20 protein-coding genes are annotated in these 25,531 nt (G+C 61.8%); 10 read left to right on the top strand and 10 right to left on the bottom strand.

All coding sequences use genetic code 11. From position 1 onward, the window contains the following. Positions 1 to 6 precede the first annotated feature (6 nt). Both LH128_RS22570 and LH128_RS22565 read left to right on the top strand, forming a co-directional pair. On the top strand, positions 7 to 429 hold the full coding sequence (locus LH128_RS22570; RefSeq protein WP_008832006.1) for a DUF3597 family protein: 423 nt from the start codon (positions 7 to 9) through the stop codon (positions 427 to 429). 142 nt (positions 430 to 571) lie between these two features. Continuing rightward, complete coding sequence (locus LH128_RS22565; protein WP_008832005.1) at positions 572 to 928, top strand: response regulator; 357 nt, start codon at positions 572 to 574, stop codon at positions 926 to 928. Positions 929 to 947: 19 nt separating this feature from the next. Here the strand turns inward: LH128_RS22565 and LH128_RS22560 are convergent, their stop codons facing one another. Then, entirely contained in the window at positions 948 to 2,147 is a 1,200-nt protein-coding gene (locus LH128_RS22560) for a zinc-dependent alcohol dehydrogenase (protein ID WP_008832004.1), read from the bottom strand. A 5-nt stretch (positions 2,148 to 2,152) separates the two neighbouring features. Continuing rightward, positions 2,153 to 2,716: an SRPBCC family protein gene (locus LH128_RS22555; protein WP_008832003.1), complete on the bottom strand. Its 564-nt coding sequence runs from the start codon at positions 2,714 to 2,716 to the stop codon at positions 2,153 to 2,155. A gap of 157 nt (positions 2,717 to 2,873) precedes the next feature. On the opposite strand from LH128_RS22555, the gene LH128_RS22550 reads away from it, so the two are divergent. The 4 genes from LH128_RS22550 to LH128_RS22535 all read left to right on the top strand — a co-directional run bounded on the left by LH128_RS22550 (position 2,874) and on the right by LH128_RS22535 (position 5,843). Beyond that, positions 2,874 to 3,434: a PRC-barrel domain containing protein gene (locus tag LH128_RS22550; protein ID WP_008832002.1), complete on the top strand. Its 561-nt coding sequence runs from the start codon at positions 2,874 to 2,876 to the stop codon at positions 3,432 to 3,434. A gap of 100 nt (positions 3,435 to 3,534) precedes the next feature. Continuing rightward, positions 3,535 to 4,422, top strand: a complete 888-nt coding sequence (locus LH128_RS22545; RefSeq protein ID WP_037520924.1) for a hypothetical protein — start codon at positions 3,535 to 3,537, stop codon at positions 4,420 to 4,422. A 561-nt stretch (positions 4,423 to 4,983) separates the two neighbouring features. Continuing rightward, entirely contained in the window at positions 4,984 to 5,133 is a 150-nt protein-coding gene (locus tag LH128_RS22540) for a hypothetical protein (RefSeq protein ID WP_244917342.1), read from the top strand. Positions 5,134 to 5,291: 158 nt separating this feature from the next. Further along, on the top strand, positions 5,292 to 5,843 hold the full coding sequence (locus tag LH128_RS22535; RefSeq protein ID WP_008831999.1) for a DUF1003 domain-containing protein: 552 nt from the start codon (positions 5,292 to 5,294) through the stop codon (positions 5,841 to 5,843). Positions 5,844 to 5,947: 104 nt separating this feature from the next. Here the strand turns inward: LH128_RS22535 and LH128_RS22530 are convergent, their stop codons facing one another. Together LH128_RS22530 and LH128_RS34725 are read right to left on the bottom strand one after the other, a co-directional pair. Further along, on the bottom strand, positions 5,948 to 8,278 hold the full coding sequence (locus tag LH128_RS22530) for a DUF262 domain-containing protein (protein WP_172705144.1): 2,331 nt from the start codon (positions 8,276 to 8,278) through the stop codon (positions 5,948 to 5,950). Between the two features lie 26 nt (positions 8,279 to 8,304). After that, entirely contained in the window at positions 8,305 to 8,439 is a 135-nt protein-coding gene (locus tag LH128_RS34725; RefSeq protein WP_327195241.1) for a hypothetical protein, read from the bottom strand. Positions 8,440 to 8,476: 37 nt separating this feature from the next. Between LH128_RS34725 and LH128_RS22525 the strand changes: the two genes are divergently transcribed. The 4 genes from LH128_RS22525 to LH128_RS22510 are packed head-to-tail and all read left to right on the top strand — an operon-like array spanning position 8,477 to position 14,720. Beyond that, positions 8,477 to 9,646: a cysteine desulfurase family protein gene (locus tag LH128_RS22525; protein WP_008831997.1), complete on the top strand. Its 1,170-nt coding sequence runs from the start codon at positions 8,477 to 8,479 to the stop codon at positions 9,644 to 9,646. Positions 9,647 to 9,655: 9 nt separating this feature from the next. Continuing rightward, a complete protein-coding gene (locus LH128_RS22520; protein ID WP_037520891.1) occupies positions 9,656 to 10,579 on the top strand; it encodes a DUF4007 family protein in 924 nt (307 codons plus the stop codon). Beyond that, positions 10,576 to 13,884, top strand: coding sequence for a hypothetical protein (locus LH128_RS22515; RefSeq protein ID WP_037520888.1), 3,309 nt, complete (start codon positions 10,576 to 10,578; stop codon positions 13,882 to 13,884). The genes LH128_RS22520 and LH128_RS22515 overlap by 4 nt, the downstream gene beginning before the upstream one ends. Continuing rightward, the gene (locus tag LH128_RS22510; RefSeq protein ID WP_008831994.1) at positions 13,881 to 14,720 is read left to right on the top strand and encodes a phosphoadenosine phosphosulfate reductase family protein; all 840 of its coding nucleotides are present in this window, start codon (positions 13,881 to 13,883) and stop codon (positions 14,718 to 14,720) included. The genes LH128_RS22515 and LH128_RS22510 overlap by 4 nt, the downstream gene beginning before the upstream one ends. A gap of 100 nt (positions 14,721 to 14,820) precedes the next feature. Here LH128_RS22510 and LH128_RS22505 read toward each other — a convergent pair whose 3' ends face one another. The 6 genes from LH128_RS22505 to LH128_RS22480 form a co-directional block, all read right to left on the bottom strand. Next, positions 14,821 to 20,232, bottom strand: a complete 5,412-nt coding sequence (locus LH128_RS22505; RefSeq protein WP_008831993.1) for an FtsK/SpoIIIE domain-containing protein — start codon at positions 20,230 to 20,232, stop codon at positions 14,821 to 14,823. Further along, positions 20,229 to 21,770 (bottom strand): hypothetical protein, encoded by a 1,542-nt coding sequence (locus LH128_RS22500; RefSeq protein WP_008831992.1) that lies wholly within the window; start codon positions 21,768 to 21,770, stop codon positions 20,229 to 20,231. The genes LH128_RS22505 and LH128_RS22500 overlap by 4 nt, the downstream gene beginning before the upstream one ends. Positions 21,771 to 21,772: 2 nt before the next feature. Further along, positions 21,773 to 23,533, bottom strand: a complete 1,761-nt coding sequence (locus tag LH128_RS22495; protein WP_008831991.1) for a hypothetical protein — start codon at positions 23,531 to 23,533, stop codon at positions 21,773 to 21,775. 262 nt (positions 23,534 to 23,795) lie between these two features. Continuing rightward, positions 23,796 to 24,188: a hypothetical protein gene (locus LH128_RS34720; RefSeq protein ID WP_008831990.1), complete on the bottom strand. Its 393-nt coding sequence runs from the start codon at positions 24,186 to 24,188 to the stop codon at positions 23,796 to 23,798. Positions 24,189 to 24,858: 670 nt separating this feature from the next. Then, a complete protein-coding gene (locus LH128_RS22485) occupies positions 24,859 to 25,080 on the bottom strand; it encodes a hypothetical protein (RefSeq protein ID WP_008831989.1) in 222 nt (73 codons plus the stop codon). 59 nt (positions 25,081 to 25,139) lie between these two features. Then, a complete protein-coding gene (locus LH128_RS22480) occupies positions 25,140 to 25,355 on the bottom strand; it encodes a cold-shock protein (protein ID WP_008831988.1) in 216 nt (71 codons plus the stop codon). Positions 25,356 to 25,531 lie beyond the last annotated feature (176 nt).

The following is a 25,531-nucleotide window of genomic DNA, read 5'->3' as shown; positions in this document are numbered from 1 at the left end:
GAGACGATGAGCATCTTCGGCAACATCCTGAGCAAGATCTTCCACCCGAACGCGGCCAAGGCCGCGCCCGCGAATCCTGCACCCTCCGCCGCGCCTGCCGCGCCAAGTCCCGCCCCAGTCCCCACGACTCCCGCTCCGGCCGCCACCGCCGCTGCACCGGCGCAAACATCGGTCGACGTCGGGCCCGTCCTGGAGGCTATGGCCGCAATGAAAGACGATGATGGCGGCAACTACAAGAACTCGATCGTCGATCTCCTGAAGCTTCTCGATCTCGATTCCAGTCTCACCGCCCGAAAGGAGCTGGCCGAGGAACTCGGGGTGAATGCCGGCGAACCCGGTTCAGCCGAACAGAATATCGCGCTTCACCGCGCCGTCATGGATAAGCTTGCCGAAAATGGCGGCATTGTTCCCGACGACATGCGCAATTAGGCGGTTGCGCCTCGCGGCTGTTCCAGCGGAGCAGCCGCATTGCCGCAACGACGATCCAGTGACGAAGGCTGCGAGGCGTGCAGGCCGGGCAGGTCCCGGATATAGCTTGGCGCGCCTGCGAGGGAGGCATATTGCCGAACCCATGACAAACACACGCAACATTCTTGTCGTTGAGGACGAACCGCTCATCGCCATGATGCTCGAGGATTTCATCGACATGATGGGTCATCGGATCGGCGCGGCCGTAGGAAGCGTTGCCGACGCGCTCGCCGAGATCGAAGCGCAGAGCTTTGACCTCGCCATCCTCGACCTCAACCTGGGAAAGGAAACCTCCTGGCCGGTCGCCGACGCGCTTCAGGATCGCGGCATCCCGTTCGTCCTTGCCACGGGTGGCAACCTCCAGGCGCCGTCGGAGCGCCATGCTGGCGCCCGGACCCTGACCAAGCCCTATACTTACGAGAACGTACAGGCTTCGATCGACGCGCTCGCGGGCGTGTAAGAAAGCCGCATGCGCGGCGTCAGGCCGCCGTCGCGCCCGCCGCCTGCCCTGGCTTCAGAACGATCTTCGTATAGCTGTCCTGCTCGTCGTGGAATTTCTGATAGCCGAGTGGCCCGTCCTCGAGCGCCATGCGGTGGCTGATAAGGAAGGTTGAATCGATCTTGTCCTCCGCGATCGCGGCATAGAGCGGCTGCAGATAGCGCTGCACATGCGTCTGGCCGGTCTTGAGGGTCAGGCCCTTCTCCATCAGCGCGCCCAAGGGGAACTTGTCGACGAAGCCGCCATAGACGGCGGGCATAGAGACACGCCCGCCCTTGCGGGTCGCCAGGATCACCTGCCGGATGGCGTGGATGCGATCGGTCCCCAGGAAGGTGGACGCCTTGATCTGGTCGATGATATTGTCGGCAAAGGCGCCGTGCGCCTCAAGGCCCACGCAGTCGATCGCCGCGTCGGGGCCGATCCCGCCCGTCATCTCCATCAGCGCCTCGTAGACCTTGCTCTCCTCGAAATTGACGGTCTCGGCACCGAATTTGCGCGCAAGTTCCAGGCGGCGGGGGAAATGATCGATCGCGATGACCCGCTCGGCGCCCATCAGGAAAGCCGACTGCACCGCGAACAGGCCGACCGGACCGCAGCCCCAGACAGTCACCGTGTCGCCCGGCTCGATCTCGGCATTCTCTGCCGCCATCCAGCCCGTCGGGAGAATGTCCGAGAGGAACAGCACCTTTTCGTCCGGAATGCTCTCGTCGGGAATGACGAGCGGGCCAACATCAGAGAAGGGCACGCGGACATATTCGGCCTGCCCGCCGGCATAGCCTCCGGTCATGTGGCTGTAGCCGAACAGGCCGGGCATCGGATGGCCATAGCCCTCGCGCCCGATATCCTGGTTGTCGGCCGGGTTCGCATTCTCGCAGGCCGAATATTGCGTCTTCGAACAGTGGTAGCAGCTGCCGCACGAGATGGTGAACGGCACGACGACGCGCTGTCCGGCCTTGAGGCTGCTCTTGGGCCCGGCCTCGACGACTTCGCCCATGAACTCGTGGCCGAGAATGTCGCCCTTCTGCATCGTCGGGATATAGCCGTCGTAAAGATGCAAGTCCGACCCGCAGATCGCGGTGGAGGTCACGCGGATGATCGCATCGCGCGGATTGACGATCGCGGGATCGTCGACGGTATCGCAGCGCACGTCGTGCTTGCCGTGCCAGGTGATCGCCTTCATCGCGCTTACTTTCCTTCTTCTGCGAGGATGCGCGGATTACGCGCGTTGGTAGCGATTTCGCCGGTTTCCATAAGCTGCTTGAACCGGCGCAGGTCGCGCCGCGTCTGGATCCTTGGCTCGCGCTGGAAGAGCTTGGCGACCAGTTCGCCGATCACGCCGCCGGGCGGATCATAGGCGATCACGGCGCGCACGACGGTGCCGCGCCGCCCAGCATCGCGAAACTCGATCCGGCCGCTATTGGCGACGTCGGCGCCCTCGGCAGACTGCCATGTTATTTCCTCGCCCGGGACGTCCTTGGTGATGACCGACTCCCAGGACACTTCGCGGCCCGCCGGTGCCTTCACGGTCCAGCGCGACCGATCGCGGTCGATCGGCTCGATCGAGACGATATTGTCCATGAATGAAACCAGGTTCGTGGGATCGCGCCAGAAATCATAGAGCTCGCGCGCCGGTCGGTTGATCGTGACCGCCTCGGCCAGCAGCTTGCGATCGGGATCGGCGGTTTTCGACGCGGTGACGGGGGCGTCATCCTGTCCGGCGGTTCGGCTGCGGGTTTCAGAATCTGTCATGGCTGCGGATCTCCTTCGTTCGGGAACGTCACCGCGTAGCGGGGGTTCCGATCGATGCCAGGATCACGGACCTCCCAAACGACCGATCGGACGTCTGGCCAAGCGATAGGAGAGCAAGCTGGAAGACGCCGCCGGATGGATCGCCCCGATCGCGACGATGATCGCCGCCATGATGACAGCCGCCAATCTCGGTGCTCGCGTCACCGGCTGGGGCTTCGTCGTCTTTACGCTAGGCTCGATCTGTTGGTCCGTGGTCGGGCTCTCGACCGGGCAGACAAATCTGCTGGCGACCAACGGCTTCCTGACGCTGGTCAACCTGATTGGCATCTGGCGCTGGCTAGGCCGGCAGCGCGCCTATGAAGATGGCGGCCAGTCCGCCAGCGAAGCGAGCCGACGCTCGGCGCTGCCCACGCTCTTTACGGCCACCGGGATCACGGGCCTCCCCGTCACGGCATCGGATGGCGAGGTGGTCGGCACCGTGGTCGAGGCCCTGGTGACCTGCGCGGACGGCACCGTGAGCTACGTGGTCATACGCTCAGGCGGCGTGGGCGGCATTGGCGAGACCCTGCGCGCAGTCGCACGCAGCGATCTCGACTTTGGCTGCAAGGGCTTCACCCTGCATCATGAGAGGACATGGTTCGAGGCGCTGCCTGAGCTCGCCGATGGCGACTGGCCCGCGGCGCCCCAGGCGGCGGGCACGACGCCGGGACGCAGCTAGACGGTCGAGTGGTCACAGCGTCGTGGTTCGACTCTCGGTAGTCACCATGCCTTGCTGAACGAGGAGAGAGACGGCAGACTTGCAGGAGGGGGCGACGATCATGCAGGACGGCTTTGCGCGGATCTCCGCGCCCGAATTTCTTTCCATCTCCCTGGACAACGCGCTTCCGCCGCTGCCCGGCGAGAAGCCTGAGCGGATCGCCTCGGATCTTGGGCGCGGCCTGTGGTCGCTGATGGCGCGCGCCGGCCGCAACGTGTTGCCGGGGCCCGCCCACAGAAGCGAACTTGCCCTCACGGACGAGCTCGATGCGCTCGTGGAGGCTGCCGGCCAGGTGGTTCTCACCAGCGGCCACCGCCTGAGCGAACTCCTCTGGACCCGCAGCGGCCCCTACTGGAACGGCGCGCTAGCCCGCACGCTCATCCTGCAGCAGGCGCGGCAGGGCTTTCTTCTGCTACTCGCCCAGGCGGTCGCGCCGCGCGCCGTCCTTTTCGGCCATGCCTCGCCGCTGGTCGTGGAACTCGGCATCGAGGGTGATTTGGACCTCCCAGGTCCTCATCTCGTGCTGCTCGTCTGTACGGTCGATCCGACAGGCAAGGCGGTGGCGCGGCGCGGTTATGCGCAAGCCATCAAGAGCGCGCGCTGCTTCATGCCGGTGGGAGCGGCCTTCGAGCGGGACGCGCTCGAGGCGCTCATCGCGCTCCGCGACAAACTCGACTGTCACGGTGTGGACTGCATGATCATGCGGGACCTTGGCGAGGACGGCCTCGCCCGCCAATGGAAAGTCGGCCTGCGGCGCGAGGAGACGATAATCGGCCAGCTGCGAATCGTGCTTCCAGGGGACGCTGGGATCGCGGAGGATGGGGAGATGGGGGCTGCGATGGCCGAGGACGGGGCGTATGCCCTGACGCCAGCGAATTTCGAGGATGGGCGCTTCGTCGCCTGGCTTGAGCGGGAAATCGGCAAAAATGGCGCGGCGAACGGCGAATGACGCGGAAGGGTCTTTCTGGATCACACCAACAGGAGAGCCGGTGAGTGCGGCCCGCAGCGCTGGCCGGCGCCGCGAGCCGCTTGAGCCCCCCGCTCTGTCTTCCCGATACACAGAGGACCACCGTTACCAATGAGCTAAAGGCGGAGCATTCCTGGAGGCTCCCTTTCTGCCCAGACGCGTTTGTTCGCCAGACGCCCAAAGATGACATAGCGATATCGTTCATGAGGGCGCCGGCAGGCATCATGGCTTGGCCTTATCGGCCAGCTTTGGTAGACCGCCAACGCGCTGCGAAAAGGGCGGCGCCGGGACTGCTAATCCCGCGAACGCGAGCAACTCGGAACCATCGGTTCCCGGGGTGCCGCTGCGCATGTCCAGACCTCAGGGTTAAAGGTGGCGGCGCATGTGTGTTCGCATGTTAGCAGCTCCGGCGGCTCCCGCGTCCAGTGCGCGGGAGTTCGGGAGATCGCTCCTTACGCTTTCGCTTCGACAGTTTGACAGGAAGGTCAGGCGATGAATGCGAGTGACACACGGGGCCCGGCGGTGGCAGTTGGCCTGATGCGCATGGCGCTGACTTTCCTCGACGAGATCGACGACGATATGGTGATCGCGAGGCTTCAGCATGCCATCGACACCGCGCTCGCCAAAGGCGGGTTTGAGGATATTGATCCCAGAAGCGCGGCGCTTATCGCCGCCATGCCCCTCGACAGCTAAGCGCGCCGGGCTGCGCGCAGCGCCCCGGCACCGGGATGAGACTGCGAATGCCATCGTCTCCCGTTCGATTCCGACGTCCCGAGGTTCGTTGCTCACACGAGCGGCTGGCTGTTATCGTTCCTGAACAGAATCTCACCAGCAGATAGATGAGGCGCAGCATGACCGACACGGACCTCCACCGGCTCGCTCATTCCCTCCTTGGCAAGTCGGCCGACGCGCTCGAGCCCGAAGAAGCCAATGTCCTTATCGATATTCGCGACCAGCTGCCGACCAGCCAGGACGTCGCGGATGCGGCCGATGAACGTGCGACCGTGGGAGAACGGCTAGCGGACCGGGTCGCCGCCATCGGCGGGTCATGGGGGTTCATCATCGGTTTCGCGCTCGTCCTGTTCGGATGGATGATCCTAAACACCGATATTCTCGGCCATTTCCATCTCGCCTTCGATCCCTATCCCTATATCTTCCTGAACCTGATGCTCTCGATGCTGGCCGCCGTGCAGGCGCCGATCATCATGATGAGCCAGAACCGGCAGGCGGCGAAGGACCGATTGGGAGCTAGCCTGGATTATGAGGTCAATCTCCGTGCGGAGCTCGAGATCATGCGCATCCACGAAAAACTCGATGACCTGATCATGGCCCGCCTGGACGAACTGGCGGCCGGGCAGGAGGCGCTGTTCGCGCATCTCGGCGTGACACGCCGAGACCGTTGAGTCCCGGGCGTGAAACCCAGATTAGGATTTTTCGCCATCGCAGATTGCTGGAGATGGGCCGTGCGCATGAGCCCGGTCCGTGTCCTGACTGACGCTTCGCCCCATTAGCGGCGACCGCGACGTCTTGGCGGGGGTGGTTGCAACCAAGGATGGACAGTGTCCCAGGCCAATTCTGCCAGACGGACCGAGCGCGCCGCGATAAACGCTTCGTCCCACGGACCTTCGAACGCGCTGATGGCCTGGCACATCGGCAAAACCGACGACTCCTCGACGAGGTCTTCCGCTCGTCGGCCAGGATTGAAGCCGAACTCCCGGCCTGCGGCAATCGCCCTCCTCGCCTTCGCCGCAGTGTCGGCCCCGAACACCCGATAGAGAATGCGCTTCTGGACCCATGGCCTGTTTGCGAGGAGGTTATTCTCGACCTCGGGAATGAGGACGAAATTGCCAAGGCGCTGCACCGTCCGGCGCTCGGCATAAACATCCCTTGGCCAACCCGGACTGTGGGCGGCGTCCGGTGCGACATGCTCGACCGTGAGCATTTCGTCATCCAGCCACTGGGAGCGACTTAAAAGTGGATTGGAACCCCGACGCCCTCGCACAATCATCCCCGGCACATCATCGTCCGGAACGGCATTGTGCGAAGCCGTCAGTAGCAGAAACCGCGTAATCGACTGGCCCGTCTTGTAGATCGCAGATACACTCGTGTCGGCAACCCATGTCGCGCGATCGAGGTGCTCTGCATCGAGCTTCGCCAGGAGCGCCGCGCGCAGATTAGCAAGCGAGACTGCCCCGCCATTCTGCCGCCCCAAGGCTGCGCCCCCACCGATGCCTCGCGCCATCAGTTCCCTATAGACGCTGTCGATGTTGGCTGTCCCGCCCTTCGCAGCTCGCCACAGCATCGAAAAGGCCGTTACGGCCTTGATCGCCCCAAAGAACTCTTCCGCCGCCCGGTCGCGGCCGGCAGGGGCGGCGTCACAAAAGGCGGCGTAGAAGCGCGATAACGGCGCCAAAACAATTTCGTGCCGGATCGCCCGCAAGACCTCGAAACAGAATTCAGCTACGTCATCCGAACGCGCTGGGTCAGGAAGGAGTTGCGGGGCACGCCGGCCGTGGGGGCGCCACGCCGAACTTACGAAATCCGAAGTAGTGGCCAGATGCTTCACGAAGTTCCGCTTGGCATTTCGGGTGTTTGCCGCCGCGTATTGGTCTCGAAGATAACGTCTCTGGTGACTGAGATGTTTTTCCAGGCGATGACCGTTCTCGGCGAGGGCAAACGGAATGAGAAGGGAAGCGGTCGCTCCGAGCCGCTGCTCCGCATTCTTGAACCGATCCAGGAACTGCTGAACCTTGTCGATCGAAACCTTGGATGGGGATGCCGGGTAAGCGGCCGGCGTCTCGGATTCGACAACCTTGGGTTTGAACGTTTCGAACGCGGTAAGCGGCTGCCCCGTGGTGTTTAGCGATTCGAACATATCAAAGGCATAATCTTCGTTGCTCGCATCGATCACCGTCGCGGCCATCCTGAGGTTCACGTAGCGTGCCAGCGCCAAGAGGCGCATCGTTTGGGTCGCCTCGACAAAAAACGGTTCGTCGTCATCTCCCAACAGGAAGGCACGTGCCGGGGCCGACAAGACGTGCGGCCACAATTCCGCAAGCACATGCGAAGCCCCCGCGATCAAGGCATCAACTGGCGGCAGAGACAGGATCGCATGCTGGTCCGCGGCAAGCTGGTCGACCTGTTCGGCGAGGTTTGCCATCGCGTCGACGAGCGCCTCATGACCTTCGAGGATGTCACCATCAGCGTCAGTTCCGGTATATTCAAATTCTCCGGCTTCATCGTCCTGGATATGTTCGACATAGCTCCAGATTGCGCGGGCAATGGGGGACTCGTAGCGGGCGGTCACTGCGTTTCGTGACCAACTGTCGTCTATCGCGCGCACAATGCGCGGGTAGAAGCGATGGAGATCCGGTAATCGCGACCGTTCGAAGCGGATCGTCTTGGCGAGGTCATCGAGGAAATCGGCGGCATCGTCCCTCAGTGCTACGACGCCCGCTTCGTCGGCATCCTCCATCGATCGGACAAGACGGCGCAAGCGCTCGTGGAAAATGATGTTGAGGATGACGATCGTACAGAGCCGCTGCTGGCCGTCGATGATCGTCATCACGTGGCGGGGAAGTTCTCGGTCGAATGGCGGTGCCGCCGCCACCAAGGCATTGCCGCGCACCGTGATGATAGAGCCCAGAAATCGCACTGAAGAGCTATCGCTGATCAGCCGTTCAAGTCCGAGCGTCGCATCCTCGAGCAAGCGTCCGACATGACCACTGTCCCACGCATAGCCACGCTGGTAGGCAGGAATGAAGCAACCCTGCCCCTCCCGTGTCAGAAAATCATGAACGCTCTCGGATTCGGCGCTGAAAATTTGCGAGATATTCATCGGCAAATCCGGGTTCCCCTTCCCCATTATCCCGCTGCGGCGAGATCTACCCAGTAGCCAAGCGCTTCTTCTGCGTCATCCATCATAAATTGCGGGGAGAAAATTGCCGGCCGGTTGATGTTCTCTGTTCGTTCCGATACTGTCGCTTTCGAGACTTTCATGCGTCGCCAGCGCCAAAATGGACTAAGACCGGCCTGAATGAACGATCCTATCTATCTTGATGGCTTTGCCACGCTTCCCCTTGCGCCCGAGGCACAAGCGGCGATCCTCGACGCGTGGTCGAGGCCAGGTAATGCGGGTTCGCCTAATGCTGCGGGAGAGCGGGCCGCCCGGATCATTGCGGATGGCAGAGCGGCGATCTCCGCCCTGATCGGCGCCGCGCCTGATGAGATCATCTTCACTTCAGGTGCGACCGAGGCGAACAATCTCGCGGTCATCGGCGCAGCGCGCGCGCTCGCCCGTATCCATCCAGGACGGCGTCGCATCCTGATGTCGGCAATCGAGCACAAGGCGGTGATCGAACCCGTCCGTAGTCTAGAAGCTGAAGGCTGCAGCGTTACCATCGTGCCTGTAACCCCCACCGGCACGATTGATCTCGAAGCTCTTCGCGCGCTTGCCGGCAGCGATATATTGCTCGCCTCGTTCATGCTCGTGAACAACGAGCTCGGCACGATCCAACCTGTCGGTGAAGCGGCAGCGATCATTCATGAGGCGGGCGGATCTATTCATTGTGACGCCGCGCAAGCTCTCGGAAAGATCCCGGTCGACGTGTTCGATCTCGACGTCGACTATCTCAGCCTTTCTGCGCATAAATGCTACGGCCCCATGGGGATCGGCGCGCTGTATGTCTCCGCCGGCGCCGTGAAGCCCGATGCTCTGTTGGTCGGCGGCAACCAGCAAAATGGCCTGCGATCGGGTACTGAGCCTGTTGCTCTTATTGCCGGGTTCGCAGAAGCTGCGCGGCTCGCGCATTCGGCGCTCGGTACGGATCCCTTCCATGGCGAACGCCTGCTTTCACGCCTTCTCGATAGTCTGCGCGAACGCCAGCTACGCGTTACACTCGTGAGCGGCGACGCCGACAGAGTCCCGGGCGGCGCCGCGATTGCGATCGCCGGGATGGACGGCGACACCCTGAGCGCGCTGCTTGGCTCGCAGGTAGCGATTTCGACAGGCTCAGCTTGCACGTCCGGCCAGATCAGAATATCCCATGTTCTTGAAGCCATTGGACTTTCCGAGCAGGAAGCACGATCTGTGATCCGCGTTTTCTGCAATCGCTACAATACCGAAGAGGAAATTCTTTCGGCGACGGATCATATTGTCGCTGCTGCCTCGCGATGTGCCCTTGCTACTGGAGAGGTTCGCCAGTAGCGTTTTCGCATGGCTAGGGATGGTTTGAAAATTGATTCGAAGGTGCAGTTCACGGGACACGAGACGTTCCCGCTCCGACTGCTGTGGTTGAAGAAGGCATACGACGCAGTCGGCGCGGAAGCCCCTATAGGAACATTCCAGGAACAGGAAGCCATTGCCCGCTTCGGCGTCGGGCGCAACATGGCGAATTCGATGCGCTACTGGGCGAATGCCTCGGGACTTTTCGACGAGGCGGATCGGATCATCCGCCCCACCACGCTGGGCCATGCCATTCTTGCTGATGACGGGCTCGATCCCTTCCTCGAGCAGGCGGCAACGATCTGGCTCGTGCACTGGCATATTGCGAGTGTCCAGACCAAGGCGACCACAGCCTTTTACGCGTTCAACGTGCTCAACGCGATCGAGTTCGATCCGACCAATCTCCTGGAGGAAATCAGCGCGCTAGTTGCAGCGCAAGGCTGGCGCGCAACCCGCGGCACATTGAAGCGCGACATCGAAGTTTTTCTGCGCAGCTACGTGCGCAAGGGGGAGACATTCAGCGAAGACGCGGCCGAGCCGCTCCTCGCCGAGCTCGCTCTCATCCGCGAAGCCCGTCTTGGTGGCTGGTATGAATTTGTTCGCGGCCCCAAGCCCACCCTGCATGATGCAATCTTCGCCTATGCCCTGGGAACATTCTGGGACCGGTCCGGCGGCGCGACCACGCTCACGGCCGAGCAGATCTGCTACGCGCCAGGCTCGCCTGGGCGCGTGTTCAAACTTGATGAGGACAGCGTCATCACGCGCCTGATGCGCATTGACGATGTGACTGAAGGCGCCTGGCAGTGGGTCGATACCGCAGGTTTGCGACAGGTGCAGAAAATTGAGGAAATCGACGCTAGGCGACTGGTCCCCGCGGCGTATAGCGCTGCTCCGGGCTGGAAGGTCGCGGCATGAAGTCGCTCGCAGCGCATGTCGCTATCGATCGCCGCTTCGCGCGTTCCGCGCGCCTGGATGCGGACCTCAACGGTACTCCGCCACTTGTGGGCTACGTGCTCCAGGCGACGGTCCGCAAGGCGCTAACGCAACTTGCTGAGAGCCAGATCGAGAGCCAACAGGGTGCATTCACCTGGACCGGCCCTTACGGCGGCGGCAAGTCAAGTGCGGCGCTTCTCCTCGCCAACCTCGTCGCGGGGCCCAAAGCGAACCGTAAGATCGCGCGGGAGATCGCGGGCGAGGCGCTGAGCGAGCTTTATGCCAAAGCTTTTCCCAAGCGTGGTGGTGACTGGAAAGTCGTCGCGGTTACAGGTGGGCGGGTACGCTTGCGAGAGGCAATCGCCGAAGCAGCCGCAAGCAGCTTTGGCTGGGACGAGCAAGCCCGAAACCGTCATGGCTCCAGCGATGACCGCCTGATTGAAGCGCTCCTGTCTGGCCCAGCGCCGCGCAGCAGCGGGACGCTCCTGATCCTCGACGAGCTTGGCAAGATGCTTGAGCATGAGGCGCTCGAGGGCGGCGATGTCCATCTCCTGCAGGATCTCGCCGAGCGCGCGTCACGTAGCGACGGCCGTTTGGTCGTCATCGGCATTCTTCACCAGTCTTTTGAACAATATGCCGCGCGCGCTGCACGCGATGCCCGCCAGGAATGGGCAAAGGTCCAGGGTCGCTATCAGGACATCGCGTTTCTCAGTGGTGCGGACGAGACCGTTGCCCTGCTTGGCCGCGCGATCGCGAGCACGCCGCCGGCCGAAGCCCTCGAGAATGCCGGTCACGTCGCGACGGCCGTCGCTCAGCGCCGGCCTACCGAAATCGCCAGTCTCGCGCAGGCCCTGGCGGACACATGGCCCCTCAATCCTGTGACCGCCCTGCTTCTCGGACCCGTTTCTCGCGCGCGCTTCGCGCAGAACGAGCGCAGCGTGTTCGGCTTTCTGAGTTCGGCCGAACCTGCCGGTTTTCAGCAGTTCCTCACAGCCACCAAGGTTGGAGCAGGGACGTATGATCCCTCGATGCTTTGGGACTATCTTTCTGCCAACTTCGGTATGGCGCTTGCCAGCGGCCCCGATGGTAGTCGCTTTAGCCTTGCCTTTGAGGCCATCGAACGCGCCAGCGCCAAGGGTGGGCCGCTGCACGTAGCATTGACAAAGTCCGCCGCCGTCATCGAATTCTTCCGCAATGGCTCAGGCGTTGCCCTTGCCGACGATTTTCTGACCGCGGCCCATCCCATGGCAGCAGAGGCCGAGCGGGAAGCCGCGATCAAGGATCTCCTCGACTGGGCTGTTCTCATCCGCCAACCCCGTCTCGGCGGGTACGCCCTGTTTGCTGGCAGCGATTTCGATCTGGAAGATGCCGTCAGCCGCGCGATCATGCCGATCGACAACCGGCAGCTCGATCCCATCCCCCAGCGCGCAGGGTTTGGATTTGCAACCGCGAAGCGGCATTATTTCCTCACCGGCGCTCTACGTACGTTCGAGATCGCTCTCCATATCGTTGGAGCCGACGAGAGCGCGCAGTCTCTCTCCACCGCGCTTCTGGCCCGCAGCGAACGAGGTAGTGGCCTTTTGGTCCTGATCCTCGGCGATGGTTCGGTGCAGCCTGCCGAGCTTGATGTCTTGGCAAAAGCGACCGCAAAGCTCCTGAAACGGAAAGGCCGAGTAATCGCGGTCGGAGCTGCCGCGGACAGTTTCGCCCTCCGATCGTCCGCCTCGGAACTGCTCGCGGTCGAGAGAGTCGTTCGCGACCACCCACAACTTGAGGGCGACAGGATTGCGCGGCGCGAGATCGCAGCGCGCCAGTCCCTTTGCGTCGATGAACTCCATCGCAGTCTCGAAGCCGCTCTCGAGACCGCGCGCTGGTTCCTCGCGCCCGCGCCAGCGAAGGGGCTGCGCGAACCACTCGCCGTCGTTGCAAGCGCGCTGGCCGACGCTGGGTATCCCTCAGCACCGATCCTCAAGAGCGAGCTGCTGCAGCGCGACAAGCCCTCATCAAACGCCATGGCCGCGCTGCGCGACCTTGCACACGCAATGGTCAGCCGCTCCGCGGAAGCCGATTTGGGTATAACGGGCTACCCGGCAGAGCTCGGGCTATATCTGACGGTCCTCAAGCCGTTCGGACTCCATCGGCAGACGCCTGCGGGCAACTATGCTTTTTACGATCCCGATGACAGTCCGGAAGGCCGCTCGCTTCAGCCTGCCTGGGACCTGATCGACGCCGCTGGCTCAGAGGGACTCGACACAGTATTCAGCCAGTGGGCACGAGCTCCTTACGGCCTTAAGGCGGGCGTCATGCCCGTCCTGGCGCTTGCCTATATGCTCGCCCGTCGGGACAGCGTCGCCATCTATATTGACGGGGTCTACCAGACCGCCATCAACGACGTGGTTGTCGACAAGCTGCTACAGCGGCCCGCCGACTTCCGTCTGCGGCGAATTGACCGTTCGGTGCGGGAGACTGCATTCCTCAGCGGTCTGGGAGAACTCCTCGGCACGGCGTCAAGCGAAGGTTCCCTTCCCGTTGCGGCTGCGCTGTTCCAGCGCTTCGAGGCGTTGCCGGATTATGCCTTACGCACCCAGCGATTGGCAGACGATGCACGCAAAGTCCGTGCCGTCGTGACGAAGGCGGAGGATCCCGAGGCGCTGCTGTTCGATGCCTTGCCAGAGGCTTTCGGCCAACGGCTTTCCCCTGAACTCGTTTATCAAGGGCTCCTTGCATGCGAGGCCAGCTACCCTGAGTTGCTGACGGAATTGCGCCAAGCGCTTGCCCGTGCCCTTGGCATTGATATCGAAAGCTTTGGTGGCATTTCGGAGCGCGCCGCCACGATCAAGGGTCTCACCAACGATTATGCCTTCGATGCCTTCGCTGATCGTGCCGGAGCGATCGAGCAGGGAACCGGCGATCTTGAGAGCCTGGTCAGCGTCCTGCTCCACAAGCCCGCACGCAACTGGTCGGACCGCGATCGGGAAGAGGCACTGACCGGGATCGCTCGCTTTGGCCGCCGCTTCCGCGAGCTCGAGGCTCTTGCCGTGGTGCGTGACCGGCAATCCCACACTGAGGCGCTCGCGCTTGTGGTCGGCCTTGACCCTAAGACTCCGCCCCTGATGCGCAGTTTTGTGTTGAGCGAGAAGGAAAAGAAAGCCGCTGCGACCCTTGCGGATCGCGTTGTTGCCGAACTGCGATCCGATGACAAATCGGGCCGCCTGAGGCTCGCAGCGCTCGCGCGCGCGGTGGCAATGCTTGCTGCCGAAGCCGATGACGAAGTGGAAGCGGCATGACCAAGGAACGACACATCCTCGGCCTCTCGGGCGGCCGCGATAGCGCGGCCCTTGCCGTCTATATGCGCCAGCATCATTCCGATCTGCCACTTGAATATTTCTTCACCGATACGGGCAAGGAACTTCCCGAAGTCTACAAGTTCCTCGACAAGCTTGAGGGTTTTCTCGGGCGTTCGATCGCGCGGCTCAATCCCGATCGCGACTTCGACTTCTGGCTCAAGGAATATGGCAATTTCCTGCCGTCGCCCCGCACGCGCTGGTGCACGCGCCAGCTCAAGCTTCGCCCGCTTGAGCATTGGCTCCGCCAAGATCTCGATGCGGGCACGATCGTCCATTCCTATGTAGCTATTCGCGCGGATGAGCCGAGCCGGGAAGGTTATCAAGCTACCCATCCCAATATGCGGGTTCACCTGCCGTTGCGCGACGCTGGTATAGATCGCGCTGGCGTGCTTGAAATCCTCCAGCACTCAGACGTCGGCGAACCCGAATATTATCAGTGGCGCTCGCGATCCGGCTGTACCTTTTGCTTCTTCCAGCAAAAGATCGAATGGGTTCGCCTTTTCGAGGAGCATCCCGCCCGGTTCCAGGAAGCGGTCGACTATGAAAAAACCGCGTTGCGGGACGGTTCTCCCTTTACCTGGACGCAGGGGGAGAGTTTGACCGAACTGATCGAACCGAAACGCGTCGATCAGATCAAGGACGACTATCAAAAGCGGCGTGAGCGCCTGTTGCGCAACCGCCGCGTCAATCCTCTATCCGCCAAACCTGCTCCCACTTTGGATGATATTTATGGTGTCGATGAGGGTTCGAGCAGTTGTGTGATCTGCCATAAGTGAACCGAGCGTCTAAAAGCACAATGGCCGTTGCCGCGAGAAACAGGGGAAAGCAGCCGACGCGCTTGTATAGTCTCCAAGCGCGTCGAGCTTTGCGCGATCCCTATGCGGTCTGGTTCTCGCTGCGGATAATGGCATCCACCGCGGCATCTATATCTTCGTCCGAAAGGAAAGGGGCCTGCGCATAGATGATCGCCGGCTCGCCGCTCAGCCGCGCTGCAAGATGCCCCAGACCGAGCAGTTGCTCCGCCCCTTTGACCCCCAAGGCGATCTCGGAAGTTCCAACGCTTGCAACTTTCAGAATGAGCCTATTGCCGAGATTATCGCGCAGCTGCATCGGCATGACGTTGGCGTCCGGACGCTGCGCTGCAAAGATAAGATGCATGCCCGCCGCGCGCGCCTTCACGCCCAGGCGCGACACATTCGAGGTGACGGCCGTCTTATAGTCGTCGGTGAGCATCCATTCGGCAAATTCGTCATGGACAAGAAACACGTAGGGCAAACGCTCTGCCGGACCGACCTTGGTATTATAGGCCCGGATATCGCGCGCGCCGGCGACACGAAATTGTTCGTAGCGGCGCTCCATCTCGGCGACGAGGGATTCCATCACCTCGATCGCGCGCGTCTGATCAACGATCACGCCGCCTTGCAGATGCGGCAGTCGCTCAATCGCCGCGTAGTCTACACCCATTTTCGGATCGATGAGATGGATGTGCGCCAAGCTACTCGGATTGGTCGCCGCGATATCAAGGAGCAGGGCCTGGATCAGGACTGACTTCCCCGAACCGGTCGCGCCGGCAACGAGCGTGTGCGGCTCATGCTGTTGCCCGCCGGCAAAGGGTCCTCCCAGGTTGAGATAAAGGATTTCTCCGTCCATTTCCTTCAGGCCCAGCACGAACGACGCATTCACGCCCGCCGCGTTGCGGTTCAGTTCCCGGCGTCCCCAGACATCCCATAGAGACACGATCTGCCGCTGTGGTCGTGCCACGCCGACGACAATCTCTCCGGGATGAGGCGAAACCGAGATGAGACGCAGTCCGTGCGTGGTAAGCAGTGCCGATTGCTTCGCCTCGATGTCTTCGACCCGAAGTCGATCACTGCCCATGAACCGGATGAGAGCCGCATTGGGCGTCAGGCGCGTCCCTAGAACCTTGGCCTGAAGATTATACCCCATAAGCGCGGAACGCAGCCTCTGTGAGGTCGCTTCGAGCCACGCCTGATCGTCGGCAGAATCGTCCTGTGCGCGTTCAGCGCGCGCCGCTACGAGTTCGCTAAAAGTTGTCGATCCTGCCGGTGCTGTCGGTGCCATCCGCGCAGCCGCCACTGCCCCGGTCGGCGCGTCGATCGCCGGCGGGATGTGCGCTGGATTTTGTGGGACCACCTCGGCAACGGCCGCTGCCGTCTGACCGGGCCCATCGACATCGACATCGATCGTTGTCGCCTCAATCGCAGCCGGCACTAGGTCTGCCGCGACACGTTCTGGAGACGCCGTCGCCTCTTCCTCGAAATCATCGTCATCATAGTCATGGGCCACGACCTGGGCCGCTATTGCCGCCTTGGGTTCGGCCGTGACGTCCTTGGTCCAGTCGACGCGGGGAGCAGGGTCACGGTAACTGGGACGATCCCAGCTATCTGCCTCACCAAGTCCAGCGCGGATTGGCTTTAGCGGCTGACCGCCTTCATAGGCCTTGAGAAGCTGCCGCAGGCCTTCGCGCGAGAAGGTCTCCTGGAGCCCCCCGCTCACGTCAGTGATGCGCTCCTGTTCACCAAGCGAACTGCCATCGGTTGCCGGTCCCGTGATGAAAATGTGGGAATAGCCGCGTAAATCGATCGGCACACCACCTCGCCGGATGCCGTCCCGGACTTGCTCCAGCAAGTGGGCCTGACCCAGTGCGGCGTTGCCGTCGAGCAGGAGATCGGCAATGCGGGAAAGCCAGAGGTCGCGATCCAGTCGCCCCGGATCGCCGAACAGCGCGTCATCGATGCGCGCAACTGTCTGCCGTAATTGTTGCCGCGACTTCCGGCTCGCTTCGGCCGACCCGCTCTGCTCGACATACTTGGCTTCGGTGACGATTGCGCGGAGGCGTGGTCCTTCGCTCTCGCTTCCGACCAGGCACAAGCCCAGAATGTCGGCGATCCCTTCCTCGCGTTGCCCCAGCCACTCGGCATAGTCATCGAGCAGGAACCAGGCGACGGCAGGCTGGGCGCCGAGCTCCTCGGCAACGAGGGCACGGCTGAGAACCAGGCCAATAAGTTCCCCCGCGGACACGCCCCGTTTCGCGGCCCGCAGTACGATATCACCCGAAATCGAGTTGGCATCCTCGATAAGCCGTCGCGCCAGTTTCGAGAGACGATGCTCATCGAGACCTAGCGACAGTTCGTTCAGCCGGCGACGCACCAGGACATTGAGAATGCGCAGCTCCGACGTGGAGGAAACCACCATGTTGCGGCCATGGGTCCGCTGTCGCCGGTACCGGATGACATTGATCCCCTGCGCCGCAAGCTGCCGCTTGTCGAGAAGGTCGTCATAGGTCGCGACCCATTCGGCAAGCTCATGAACCTCGTCGAACATCGCCTTGAGGCCTGAATCCTGGAACGAAATCTGTCTTGCAGGGAGGTAATGCTCTTGGCTGCCGTGGGCCTGGCGCCGGATCACATTGGCCACCGCATCGACATAGGCCCAGCCAGCATCGGGCTGACGCGGACAGGTGAGATAGACCGTTGCCTTCAGCTCATCTTCCGCCGTCACGCGCCGGTAGGACCAGCGGGCGGGCACGTGCTCTAGCAGGGATGGGTTCGTCTCCGCGGCGGGGACCGCAAACCACTGCTCCCGCGCCTGGCGAGACACTACATCATGCAGGAATGCTACATCAATTTCGCGCGCGGCATTGCCGGGGCGGAGCGCGCCGCTGTCGAGCATTACGCCGATCCGCAGCTTGGACATGAAGTTGCGCGAGGTCTCGCTCACCACAACGGCATCGGGATCGCCCTCCGATCGGTCGAGCAACTCGCCATAGACCCGCGAGAGGCGCGATCGATCGCGGTGACGAACGAGAACATTGCAATGCACCTCTTCCTGGTCCTGCACCGAACTCAGACTGTTTACGGTTGCGAGAGGAAGTCCGGCCGCATCGCAATTAAAGAGCATGATGCTGAGATTTGAGCGTTCATGCGGCTGGAGGTCCAGATAGCGCTCCAGCAGCCCGCGGATTTGTCGTGAGGCCTCACCGGGATCGACGTCAGTCGTCGCCTCCGAAGGATCGCGCACCGGCCGCTCAAGCAGGCTGTAATCGTTGATCGTCCCCGTCTCGGAGAGCAGCACGGGCTCCGTACCGTCATAACCTACCGCGATTTCGGGATAGAGCGGATGGGCAAGTTCATCGCGCAGATCAGAGAAGAACAGGCGAGAATCTCCGAAATTCACGTCCACATCGGAAAGGAGATAGTCTGCCAGACCTGCCACCGAGCGCATTCGGATCGCTCCCGCGGCAAGCCGGAGCGGATGCCAGGCCGCCACGATCGCCGAAGGTGCGCTTCCGGTCACCGGGATCACACCCAAGCTCAGGACCGGCTCCCACAGATCACGACGATTGAGATCGCCTGGCGCGTGAAGCGCAAGCGTGCGCAGCAGACTGCCGAACGCTTCGGCCTGTGCCAGGAATATGGGCGAGGCAAAGCCCGATACCTGCAAGGCGGCAATGGCCTCGATATATTTTCCGGCAAACTCAGACCATGCGGCCTCGATCGCGGCGATACCTGCCGGATCAATGCGCCCCCCCTGCCCCGCGAGCTTGAGCGCCTTGGGAAAGGCCTTGGCTAGATCCTCGCCAAGAGTGGTGCGGGGAATGAGCGACCCCGCGTCCTGCCCAAAAGCAGGTTGGAGTGTTCCCACGTCTCCAAGCGAGACCGATTGCAGAGCACCCTTACGGCTGACCGGCAAACGCGCGACGCTGCTGCGGGTCATCGGGCGCTTGACGAGACGACCAAGATCCTTGGGCAACTCCAGTCCGATCGCATTGGGCTGCGCAATCCAGATCAGCTGAACGGTCGCCCGCTCCGATCCGCATTCAAGGATGACGTCGAACTTGATCTGTAGCGCCGCCCGCGAGGTGGACTCATTGCGCCGATACTTCTTGCGCTTTTTCGCGCGGTCGAGAAGTTCCTCATAGTCGAAGAGATAGGGCACTTCCCATTCGACCGCGGTTCCAGTCAGCGCCGGTAGTCCGCGATAGCGAAGGCCGAAAGCGAGACCCACGTCGGCATTGATATCGAGGAGCTGCGAACGGCTTTTTCGCGCGGCGCGAATCTTGAGGGTGCGTTTGCCCGCTGCGAGGTTCACCTGCCCAAACAGGCGCTCGAAAGCGCGTAGCAAGCCCTCAAGGAAATCGTTGCACTCGATTGGGCGCCCAAAGATGAAACGTTCCCACTTGACCCGCAGCGCCTTGTCCTGGCCCAGATCGTCGCGATGCGCCTCGAAGAAGTCGCGATCATCATCGCGCGTTTCCTTGAGTGAGCGCCCCTTCAGCGCCTCGAGATAGTCGAGGTCGGATCGGCTCAGCCTATCTGGCAGCGTGAATTCGAAAAAGGCCAGCGTTTCCTGCGGCAGGGTGGTCTTCTTGAGCTTGATGCCAGAAAACAGCTGGAGGACACTCTGGGATTCCCATTCAAATTGCGACAGCGCATCGGCGGCCTCGTTCCACCCCGGAGTGGAGGCTATGAAGTCCTCGATCGCACTATGAACCTCCGCCGGAATATCTTCCTGCACAGCCTCGAACTGCGACCGCAGTTCATCGCTCTCGATAATCTGGCGATTGGGCTTCTGCTTGGCGAGGAGCGGTTTTCGATCCGATACGAGCTTTTCAAATAGGCGCTTCCAGCGTCGCGCCTGCTCAAGCTCCTTGTCGCGGATCGCGAGAAAATAGCCACTGTCGCGCGGCAGGTGCAGCGCGGGTAAAGCCCATCCCAAGGCGTCCGGAACCGCGGCCGATTCTGCCGCGATCCGCTCGCGTGTCAGAGCCACATAATTCGAGATCTGATGGAGCGTCCAATCGTCGGCCGCATTCAGACCTTTGAGGGCGGCTTTCCACGCGCCGATCTGGCTGTCGGGAAGCCCAAGCCCGGCGGCAGCGGCTTCCACCCACGGCTCCGCGTCCTCGGTCAGCTGCTTTGCGCCGATGAGCGTCACGTCGCCGAGCGATGCGCCCTGGTCGTCGTCGGTGTTCGCGATGAGAAGAGCTGGACGATCGCAATCCGCGTGGCGGATCGCGACCGTGCGTTCGTCGGTCACGACGTGAGCCGGAAGCTCAAAGTTGCCGATCAAAGTACGCGGCAACGCAATCTTGAGCAGGGCATCGGTCGCAGGATCCTCAAGGAGTGCGCGCGTGATCGCCGCGACCTGCTCTCCCGTCAGGCGGTCCAGAAGATAGCGCGCGACGCCCTCGGCATCGGCAAGATTGGCAAGGCGCTGGCGAATTGACGCGGCGCCAGCGGCACCGATAAGATCTGATGGAGTCACGCGGCTTGGGCTCGCTGAAACGGGTTTTCGACATAGGCGCAAGAATCGGAGAGACGCTTCAGCAGCCCGAGGCTAGCAAGGCGCTCCTCCAGGCGCCGGGCATTATCGGAGAAATCCTCCTGATCGGCATCACCGCTTTCGATAAAGGTACGCGCTTGGGCGTCGCCGATGACGATCCCGTAGCGATCATGCAAAAGCGCGAGAAAATCTCTGAATTCCAAGCGCTTTTCGACACAGCAGGCGACCAATGTCTTGAGCAGCCGATCGGTGGGCGCATAACGCACACGCCGGCTAGACCGCCGCGATGACAGCCCTATCGCCCTTGCCCAGCTCATATGGATCTTACCGATGTGCTGCTTGTGACGGCTGATCCCCTTGTCGGCGAGTTGGTTGATGAGGGTCTGTGGGTCTGTTGCCGCTTCCTCTTCCTCAGTGTCAGGCCAGCCGAAATTCTTCTTCAGAATGTCCGCGGCGAGCAGGACAGGTTCATCGGAGCGAAGCGCCGTTGCCCATTCCTCAGTCTCTCCCACGCGCCTTACGAAGCGCTCCACCGCCTGCTGGGGAAGTCCATTGTTGCGTTGATAGGAATCGGCCGAAAGATCCCGCACCACCGACTTCTTCGGCGATACTATTTCGCAGACCAGCTGCACCGGCTCATTTTCCAACACCTCACGCGCACGCTCGAGTTGGTAAAGAATGAGGTTCAGGCCCGTCATCGTCACGAGATGCGGGATGGCGTCATAGGCCGGAATCGGCAGTTGAAGGATGGCAAGCCAATCCTCGGCCAGGCGGTCGAACAGGCTATGGCTTGAACAGGGAAGATAGGCCCCCGCTCGCTCGACCTTGGAGAAATGGGGCTCGCCCTGCAGCGCGGCCGCCATCCGATCATAAGGTGCGGGATTTTCCAGAAAGCGCGAAATTAGCAGGCCGCGCAGCGCATCGGCATCCCTGCTCCTACAAAGCATGAGGTAGAGCAACTCGCCTGTTCGGGCGAAAAAGCGTCGATCGTTCGATACGCCCCCGCGAGGATTGACGTTGGCGTCCTCATAGAGCGCGTTCGGCCCAAACGGGAAAACGAATTTCGAGCTCCAACGCTTGTTGCTCGATCCTTCGATCGCCGACCCCTGCAGGAAGCTGATCACCGCTGCGAAGTCTTGGAAAGTCTCGAAGCGTTCGCGAAGATAGGAGAAATCCCGCTCTTCGATACCGCCTGCGGACTCTGCCATCTTGGTGAGCCAAATGCTCCAGGCGGCGTCGTCAGCGCGATCCTCGGCCAGAACGGTCATGATGTGCGGATTGTTGAAAACGAGGTTACGCAGCCGTAGCTGAAGCTGCGGTCGATAAGACAGGCTGTTGAGCGCGTCCTCACGCAATGCTCGTCCCGCTCGGTGCTCGGCAAGCAGCACCGTCATGAACTCAAGAAATGTCAGCCACGGGGTCTGCTCATCGTACAAACGATGTCCCCAGATAGCCTCGTCGATCCAGAAATCGGGGCCGGTGCGATCATCAAAACTCGTCGGGCGGGCAAGAATTTCCATCGTTAAACCCGCACGATTACGCGGCGCGCGACCGCGCGTCCGTCGTTGCCAAGATCAATAAAGCGGAGCATCAATTCTCCATCCACAATCTCATCGCCATCGAGCTTCCGGCGGTTCTCGGTCTCCCGCAGAAGCCGCGCCTTGAAGGCCAGGAGGTCTTCATGGCATTCCAGCGAAAAGCTGCTGGGCAGCGCGCCTTCGGCGACGCGGCCCAGAAATTCGAACCGTGTCGGCGAGAGTGCGAGGGTGACGAGAGGAATGTCCGACCCGCGGACCAACCGTACCGACACAGAGAAGCCGCCTGTCCCGTCGCTCACTATGGCGACTTCCTCACCGCCCTGCCGCGGGACGGAGATAAGTTCATCGAGAAGGGGGCTGCGCTTGGACTGCGAATAACTGCCGGAGGTGGCGAGAACCAGTTCGTCCTGGTTCTGGACGAGCATCCCGGTAAAGATACGGTTGAGGCCCCGCACTATCATCGTGATGGCCTGCCGGGGGACCGGCTGCTTGGCTGCAAGTTTCTCCGCTACCTCGAGATAGAGGCCGGCGTATCGGAAGACCGTCAAATCCCACAGGTCATAATCGACTGCCAGTTCATCGGGCAAGGTGAAGAAGAGCCGCTGGCGCTGGGATCTCAGGCTCGCCAGAAACGCCGTGCGATCTGTTGTTTCGACCCCTTCGAGATAGGCACGCTGCGCTGCCGAATAGGCCGGGGTCGCCCCATAGATGGGATCGACAAGAACCAGCCGCTCGTAATCTGCCCGATAAGCAGGATCGTCCGCCCCGTAGACCAACAGATTGTCGACACGATTACTTGTCTCCGCGCCGATCCCGAAGACATTGAGCTTGCGGAAGAGTTCGGTCTTCTCCGCTTTGCTCGGTCTCAGGTTTTCGCCAAAGATATTCCGGTAGATGCTCGCGAGATCAGTTCTGCCTTCCTGGACGATCCGCGGCACCTCGGCGCAACTCATCAATCCATCGCGCGCATCGGGATGGCCCAACAGGCTATTGGCAATGAGAGCGAGGAGCTGGCGCACGGGAAAGTGGTTTCCATTGCGCTCGCTCAATTCGATGAGCGCCGCGATGCGGCGCTTAAAGGCGTCTCCCTCGCCCTCCCCTATCAGACGCCGCCGGTTCTCGTAGATCGGACAGATGGCATCGCCCGTATTGGCGGCACAACTACCGCACCCGTCCCAACCATCATGCTGCGTGACCTCATCAATGATGGTCATCACCGTTTCAGCGGCAGGCGACCGGCTGAGATCGTCAAGGTCGATGGCGATAGCCGGATCGGGATTATTGCCCGTGACAAGGAGTTCCTCGATAACGGTGGTGACCCGTTCGATCTCATCTGTCGGCGGCGCGGACTTGAGCTTTTCCAAAAGCTGGCCATGGTTAGCCGCCAGGAGATAGAAGGTCGAAGTTGCGGGATTGGCCACGTCACGCGCGAAGTCAGCGATCAAGCCGGCACTTTCCTCATCGCGCAGTTCGCTGAGGTCCTTGACGATGACAAGAGAGCGGCTGCCGATGGCCAGCGTCTGGACCTTCGCGCCTTCGTTCCAGACTGCGGGATCACCACCGAGCGCGGTCCACACCTCGCGGCAATGATAAGTCTTTCCGTCGCCCGCCGTCCCGGTGATGATGTGCGAGGCAGGCATGTCTGCCCGGAAGTTCTCTACTAAACGCTTCACCAGAGGGGCCGGCAGCGTGATGGGCACGATCTTATGTCGCTTCAGTGCGCGCTGAATCGATTCATCGTACATATTATCATTGGTTGGGATCGGACCGTAGTTGCGCAAGAAGCGCACCCAAGCCGCTGCAGTCGCATGAATTGACAAACTTCCCCCCTTCGCCGACCTGTTGCTTCTACTGAAAGGGCGCGCACGATCAATGGAAAGTGCCGACCTGCGCCAGAGAATTGTCAGGAATTCTAGGATAAGAATTTAACGCCCGCGCAAGACTGACCGGGCACAAGGCTTATCGCTATAGACCGCTACGGCGGTCGACCCCACGCGCCCCTCCTATCTAGGCGGGGCTCGCCGGACTGCCGGGCCGAGCTTCTGCCACATCTCGCACCATGCCAGCCCAGTATGCGAGAACCATCCCTTCATCATTGTCGCTCTCCGAGGTGGCGGCCGCGTAAATGCCCAGGAGGCGCGAGAATTCGTCCATCGGCACATCTCCGCCACGCGCGATCAAGGTCCCAACGAGGGCAAGCGCACCGCCCATGGCGCGGATCAGCGGGATATGGCAGCGGAGCTTCGGCGCCCCAACATCGTCCATCGGCCCTTCGGGCAGGATGTCCAGGGCGTGCTGCAGATAGGCGGCCGCGGTGGTCTCACCACTCTCATCCAGTATAGCCAGGACCTGACGTATGAGCGACGCGGCGCGCGACTGCGAAGTCGGCTCAGTCGCCACAAGTCCGTCCCATTGGAACGTTAGTATCCGCTATTTTTCTCATTTCCGCCCCCCTTGATGATGTGGTCAAACATGCTCCGCTTTACGTGGGTCGATCTGCCGCAGACAGCCGACAGCACGCTGCCTGGTAGGGAAGCGTGCAGCCCGGAAACCGGGCATTGGAAACCTGATGTGAGTCAGGCGCGAACGCCTTTGGGCCAGGCCTTGGACATACGCGTCCGCTGCCCGGTAGCCTAAGCTCGCCGGCTCTCACATAAGAAGGTTTCCACGCCTCCATCCGCGTCTCCGCAGACCGTATCGTCATAGGGGAGAACTGCGGACTAAAGCAATGTGGTACTGCCAATCCGGCGCTAACTGATCAATCACAGGCAAGCAGGTATCAGCCAGTGGGCCGGCCGGCGTCAACCAGCCGGGTGGGGCAGCCAAGTTGTGGGGAACCTGCGGTGCTCCACCATCGCTATTTGAGCAGCATCACTGGATGTGCTGCCAGGTCGCATCCGATGTCGGCACCATATTCAGCCGGCAGACGATCTCTTCGTAGCAAATTGGCTGTTCGGGGCTGCCAGGCCCCATCATCCGCATTGCGCCCGCCGGTGAAGGGAATCGTTACGCGGATCGGGAAGCAAGGGAAGGGCTCGCTTGCAACACGGCGCGGGCGCCAGTCTGCCCGCTATTGCAGTACAGGCGAGCCGAACGCGACCAATCGGTCAGCCGCAGCGGAGGCTTCACGCTCCGCTCGGCGCTTGGCGGTATGTTCGTGCTGAAGCGCCATGGTCTCGAAGGCCGCGACGGACCTCAGGGCACGGTCGCGGGCATTGGTGAGGGTCGCCGCGTCAGCTTCCGCCTGGGCGCGGGCCGCCAGCCCCCGATAGTGCTCGGCGTCATTCGCCATGGACAATCCTTTCGAATACAAAAAACAAGGGCGGCACTTCATGCCGCCCTCCTTGTGTGTCAGTCCTGCGTCTGCAGGTTGACCGCGCTCGTCTTGCCGCGGCGGTCGGTTTCCAGTTCATAGCTGAGGCGCTGGTTCTGGCTGAGCGTGTTGAAGCCCGCGCGCTCGACAGCCGAGATGTGGACGAACGCATCCTGTCCGCCGGTTTCGGGGGCGATGAAGCCATAGCCCTTGTCGGCATTGAAGAACTTGACGGTGCCGGTGATGGTGCTCATGCGAGATATCCTTCTAGAAGCGGGCTCCCGGACATCGGAAACCCTCGTGCTGCGAGGGGCAGGGAAAGAAGGAAGAGCAGAGCCGCAAAGCACCGAAAGACCGTCTATTTGCGACTGTAGCAGGCAAGATATGGGGCCTGATCACGCAAAAACAAGGCCGCCGTGCACGACGACGC

Origin of the sequence: Sphingomonas sp. LH128, from assembly GCF_000293195.2 — a bacterium.
Taxonomy (GTDB): domain Bacteria; phylum Pseudomonadota; class Alphaproteobacteria; order Sphingomonadales; family Sphingomonadaceae; genus Novosphingobium; species Novosphingobium resinovorum_A.
The sequence above is the reverse complement of the archived record's forward strand: the minus strand, read 5'-3'. Positions and strand labels throughout refer to the sequence as shown.

Coding starts and splice junctions, on each gene's coding strand:
- LH128_RS22500 (WP_008831992.1), bottom strand. CDS start 21,770: ATGGAAATTCTTGCCCGCCCGACGAGTTTTGATGATCGCACCGGCCCC.
- LH128_RS22565 (WP_008832005.1), top strand. CDS start 572: ATGACAAACACACGCAACATTCTTGTCGTTGAGGACGAACCGCTCATC.
- LH128_RS22495 (WP_008831991.1), bottom strand. CDS start 23,533: ATGTACGATGAATCGATTCAGCGCGCACTGAAGCGACATAAGATCGTG.
- LH128_RS22540 (WP_244917342.1), top strand. CDS start 4,984: ATGGCGCTGACTTTCCTCGACGAGATCGACGACGATATGGTGATCGCG.
- LH128_RS22520 (WP_037520891.1), top strand. CDS start 9,656: ATGGCTAGGGATGGTTTGAAAATTGATTCGAAGGTGCAGTTCACGGGA.
- LH128_RS22535 (WP_008831999.1), top strand. CDS start 5,292: ATGACCGACACGGACCTCCACCGGCTCGCTCATTCCCTCCTTGGCAAG.
- LH128_RS22480 (WP_008831988.1), bottom strand. CDS start 25,355: ATGAGCACCATCACCGGCACCGTCAAGTTCTTCAATGCCGACAAGGGC.
- LH128_RS22485 (WP_008831989.1), bottom strand. CDS start 25,080: ATGGCGAATGACGCCGAGCACTATCGGGGGCTGGCGGCCCGCGCCCAG.
- LH128_RS22515 (WP_037520888.1), top strand. CDS start 10,576: ATGAAGTCGCTCGCAGCGCATGTCGCTATCGATCGCCGCTTCGCGCGT.
- LH128_RS22525 (WP_008831997.1), top strand. CDS start 8,477: ATGAACGATCCTATCTATCTTGATGGCTTTGCCACGCTTCCCCTTGCG.
- LH128_RS22570 (WP_008832006.1), top strand. CDS start 7: ATGAGCATCTTCGGCAACATCCTGAGCAAGATCTTCCACCCGAACGCG.
- LH128_RS22545 (WP_037520924.1), top strand. CDS start 3,535: ATGCAGGACGGCTTTGCGCGGATCTCCGCGCCCGAATTTCTTTCCATC.
- LH128_RS22560 (WP_008832004.1), bottom strand. CDS start 2,147: ATGAAGGCGATCACCTGGCACGGCAAGCACGACGTGCGCTGCGATACC.
- LH128_RS22530 (WP_172705144.1), bottom strand. CDS start 8,278: ATGAATATCTCGCAAATTTTCAGCGCCGAATCCGAGAGCGTTCATGAT.
- LH128_RS22510 (WP_008831994.1), top strand. CDS start 13,881: ATGACCAAGGAACGACACATCCTCGGCCTCTCGGGCGGCCGCGATAGC.
- LH128_RS34725 (WP_327195241.1), bottom strand. CDS start 8,439: ATGAAAGTCTCGAAAGCGACAGTATCGGAACGAACAGAGAACATCAAC.
- LH128_RS22555 (WP_008832003.1), bottom strand. CDS start 2,716: ATGACAGATTCTGAAACCCGCAGCCGAACCGCCGGACAGGATGACGCC.
- LH128_RS22550 (WP_008832002.1), top strand. CDS start 2,874: ATGATCGCCGCCATGATGACAGCCGCCAATCTCGGTGCTCGCGTCACC.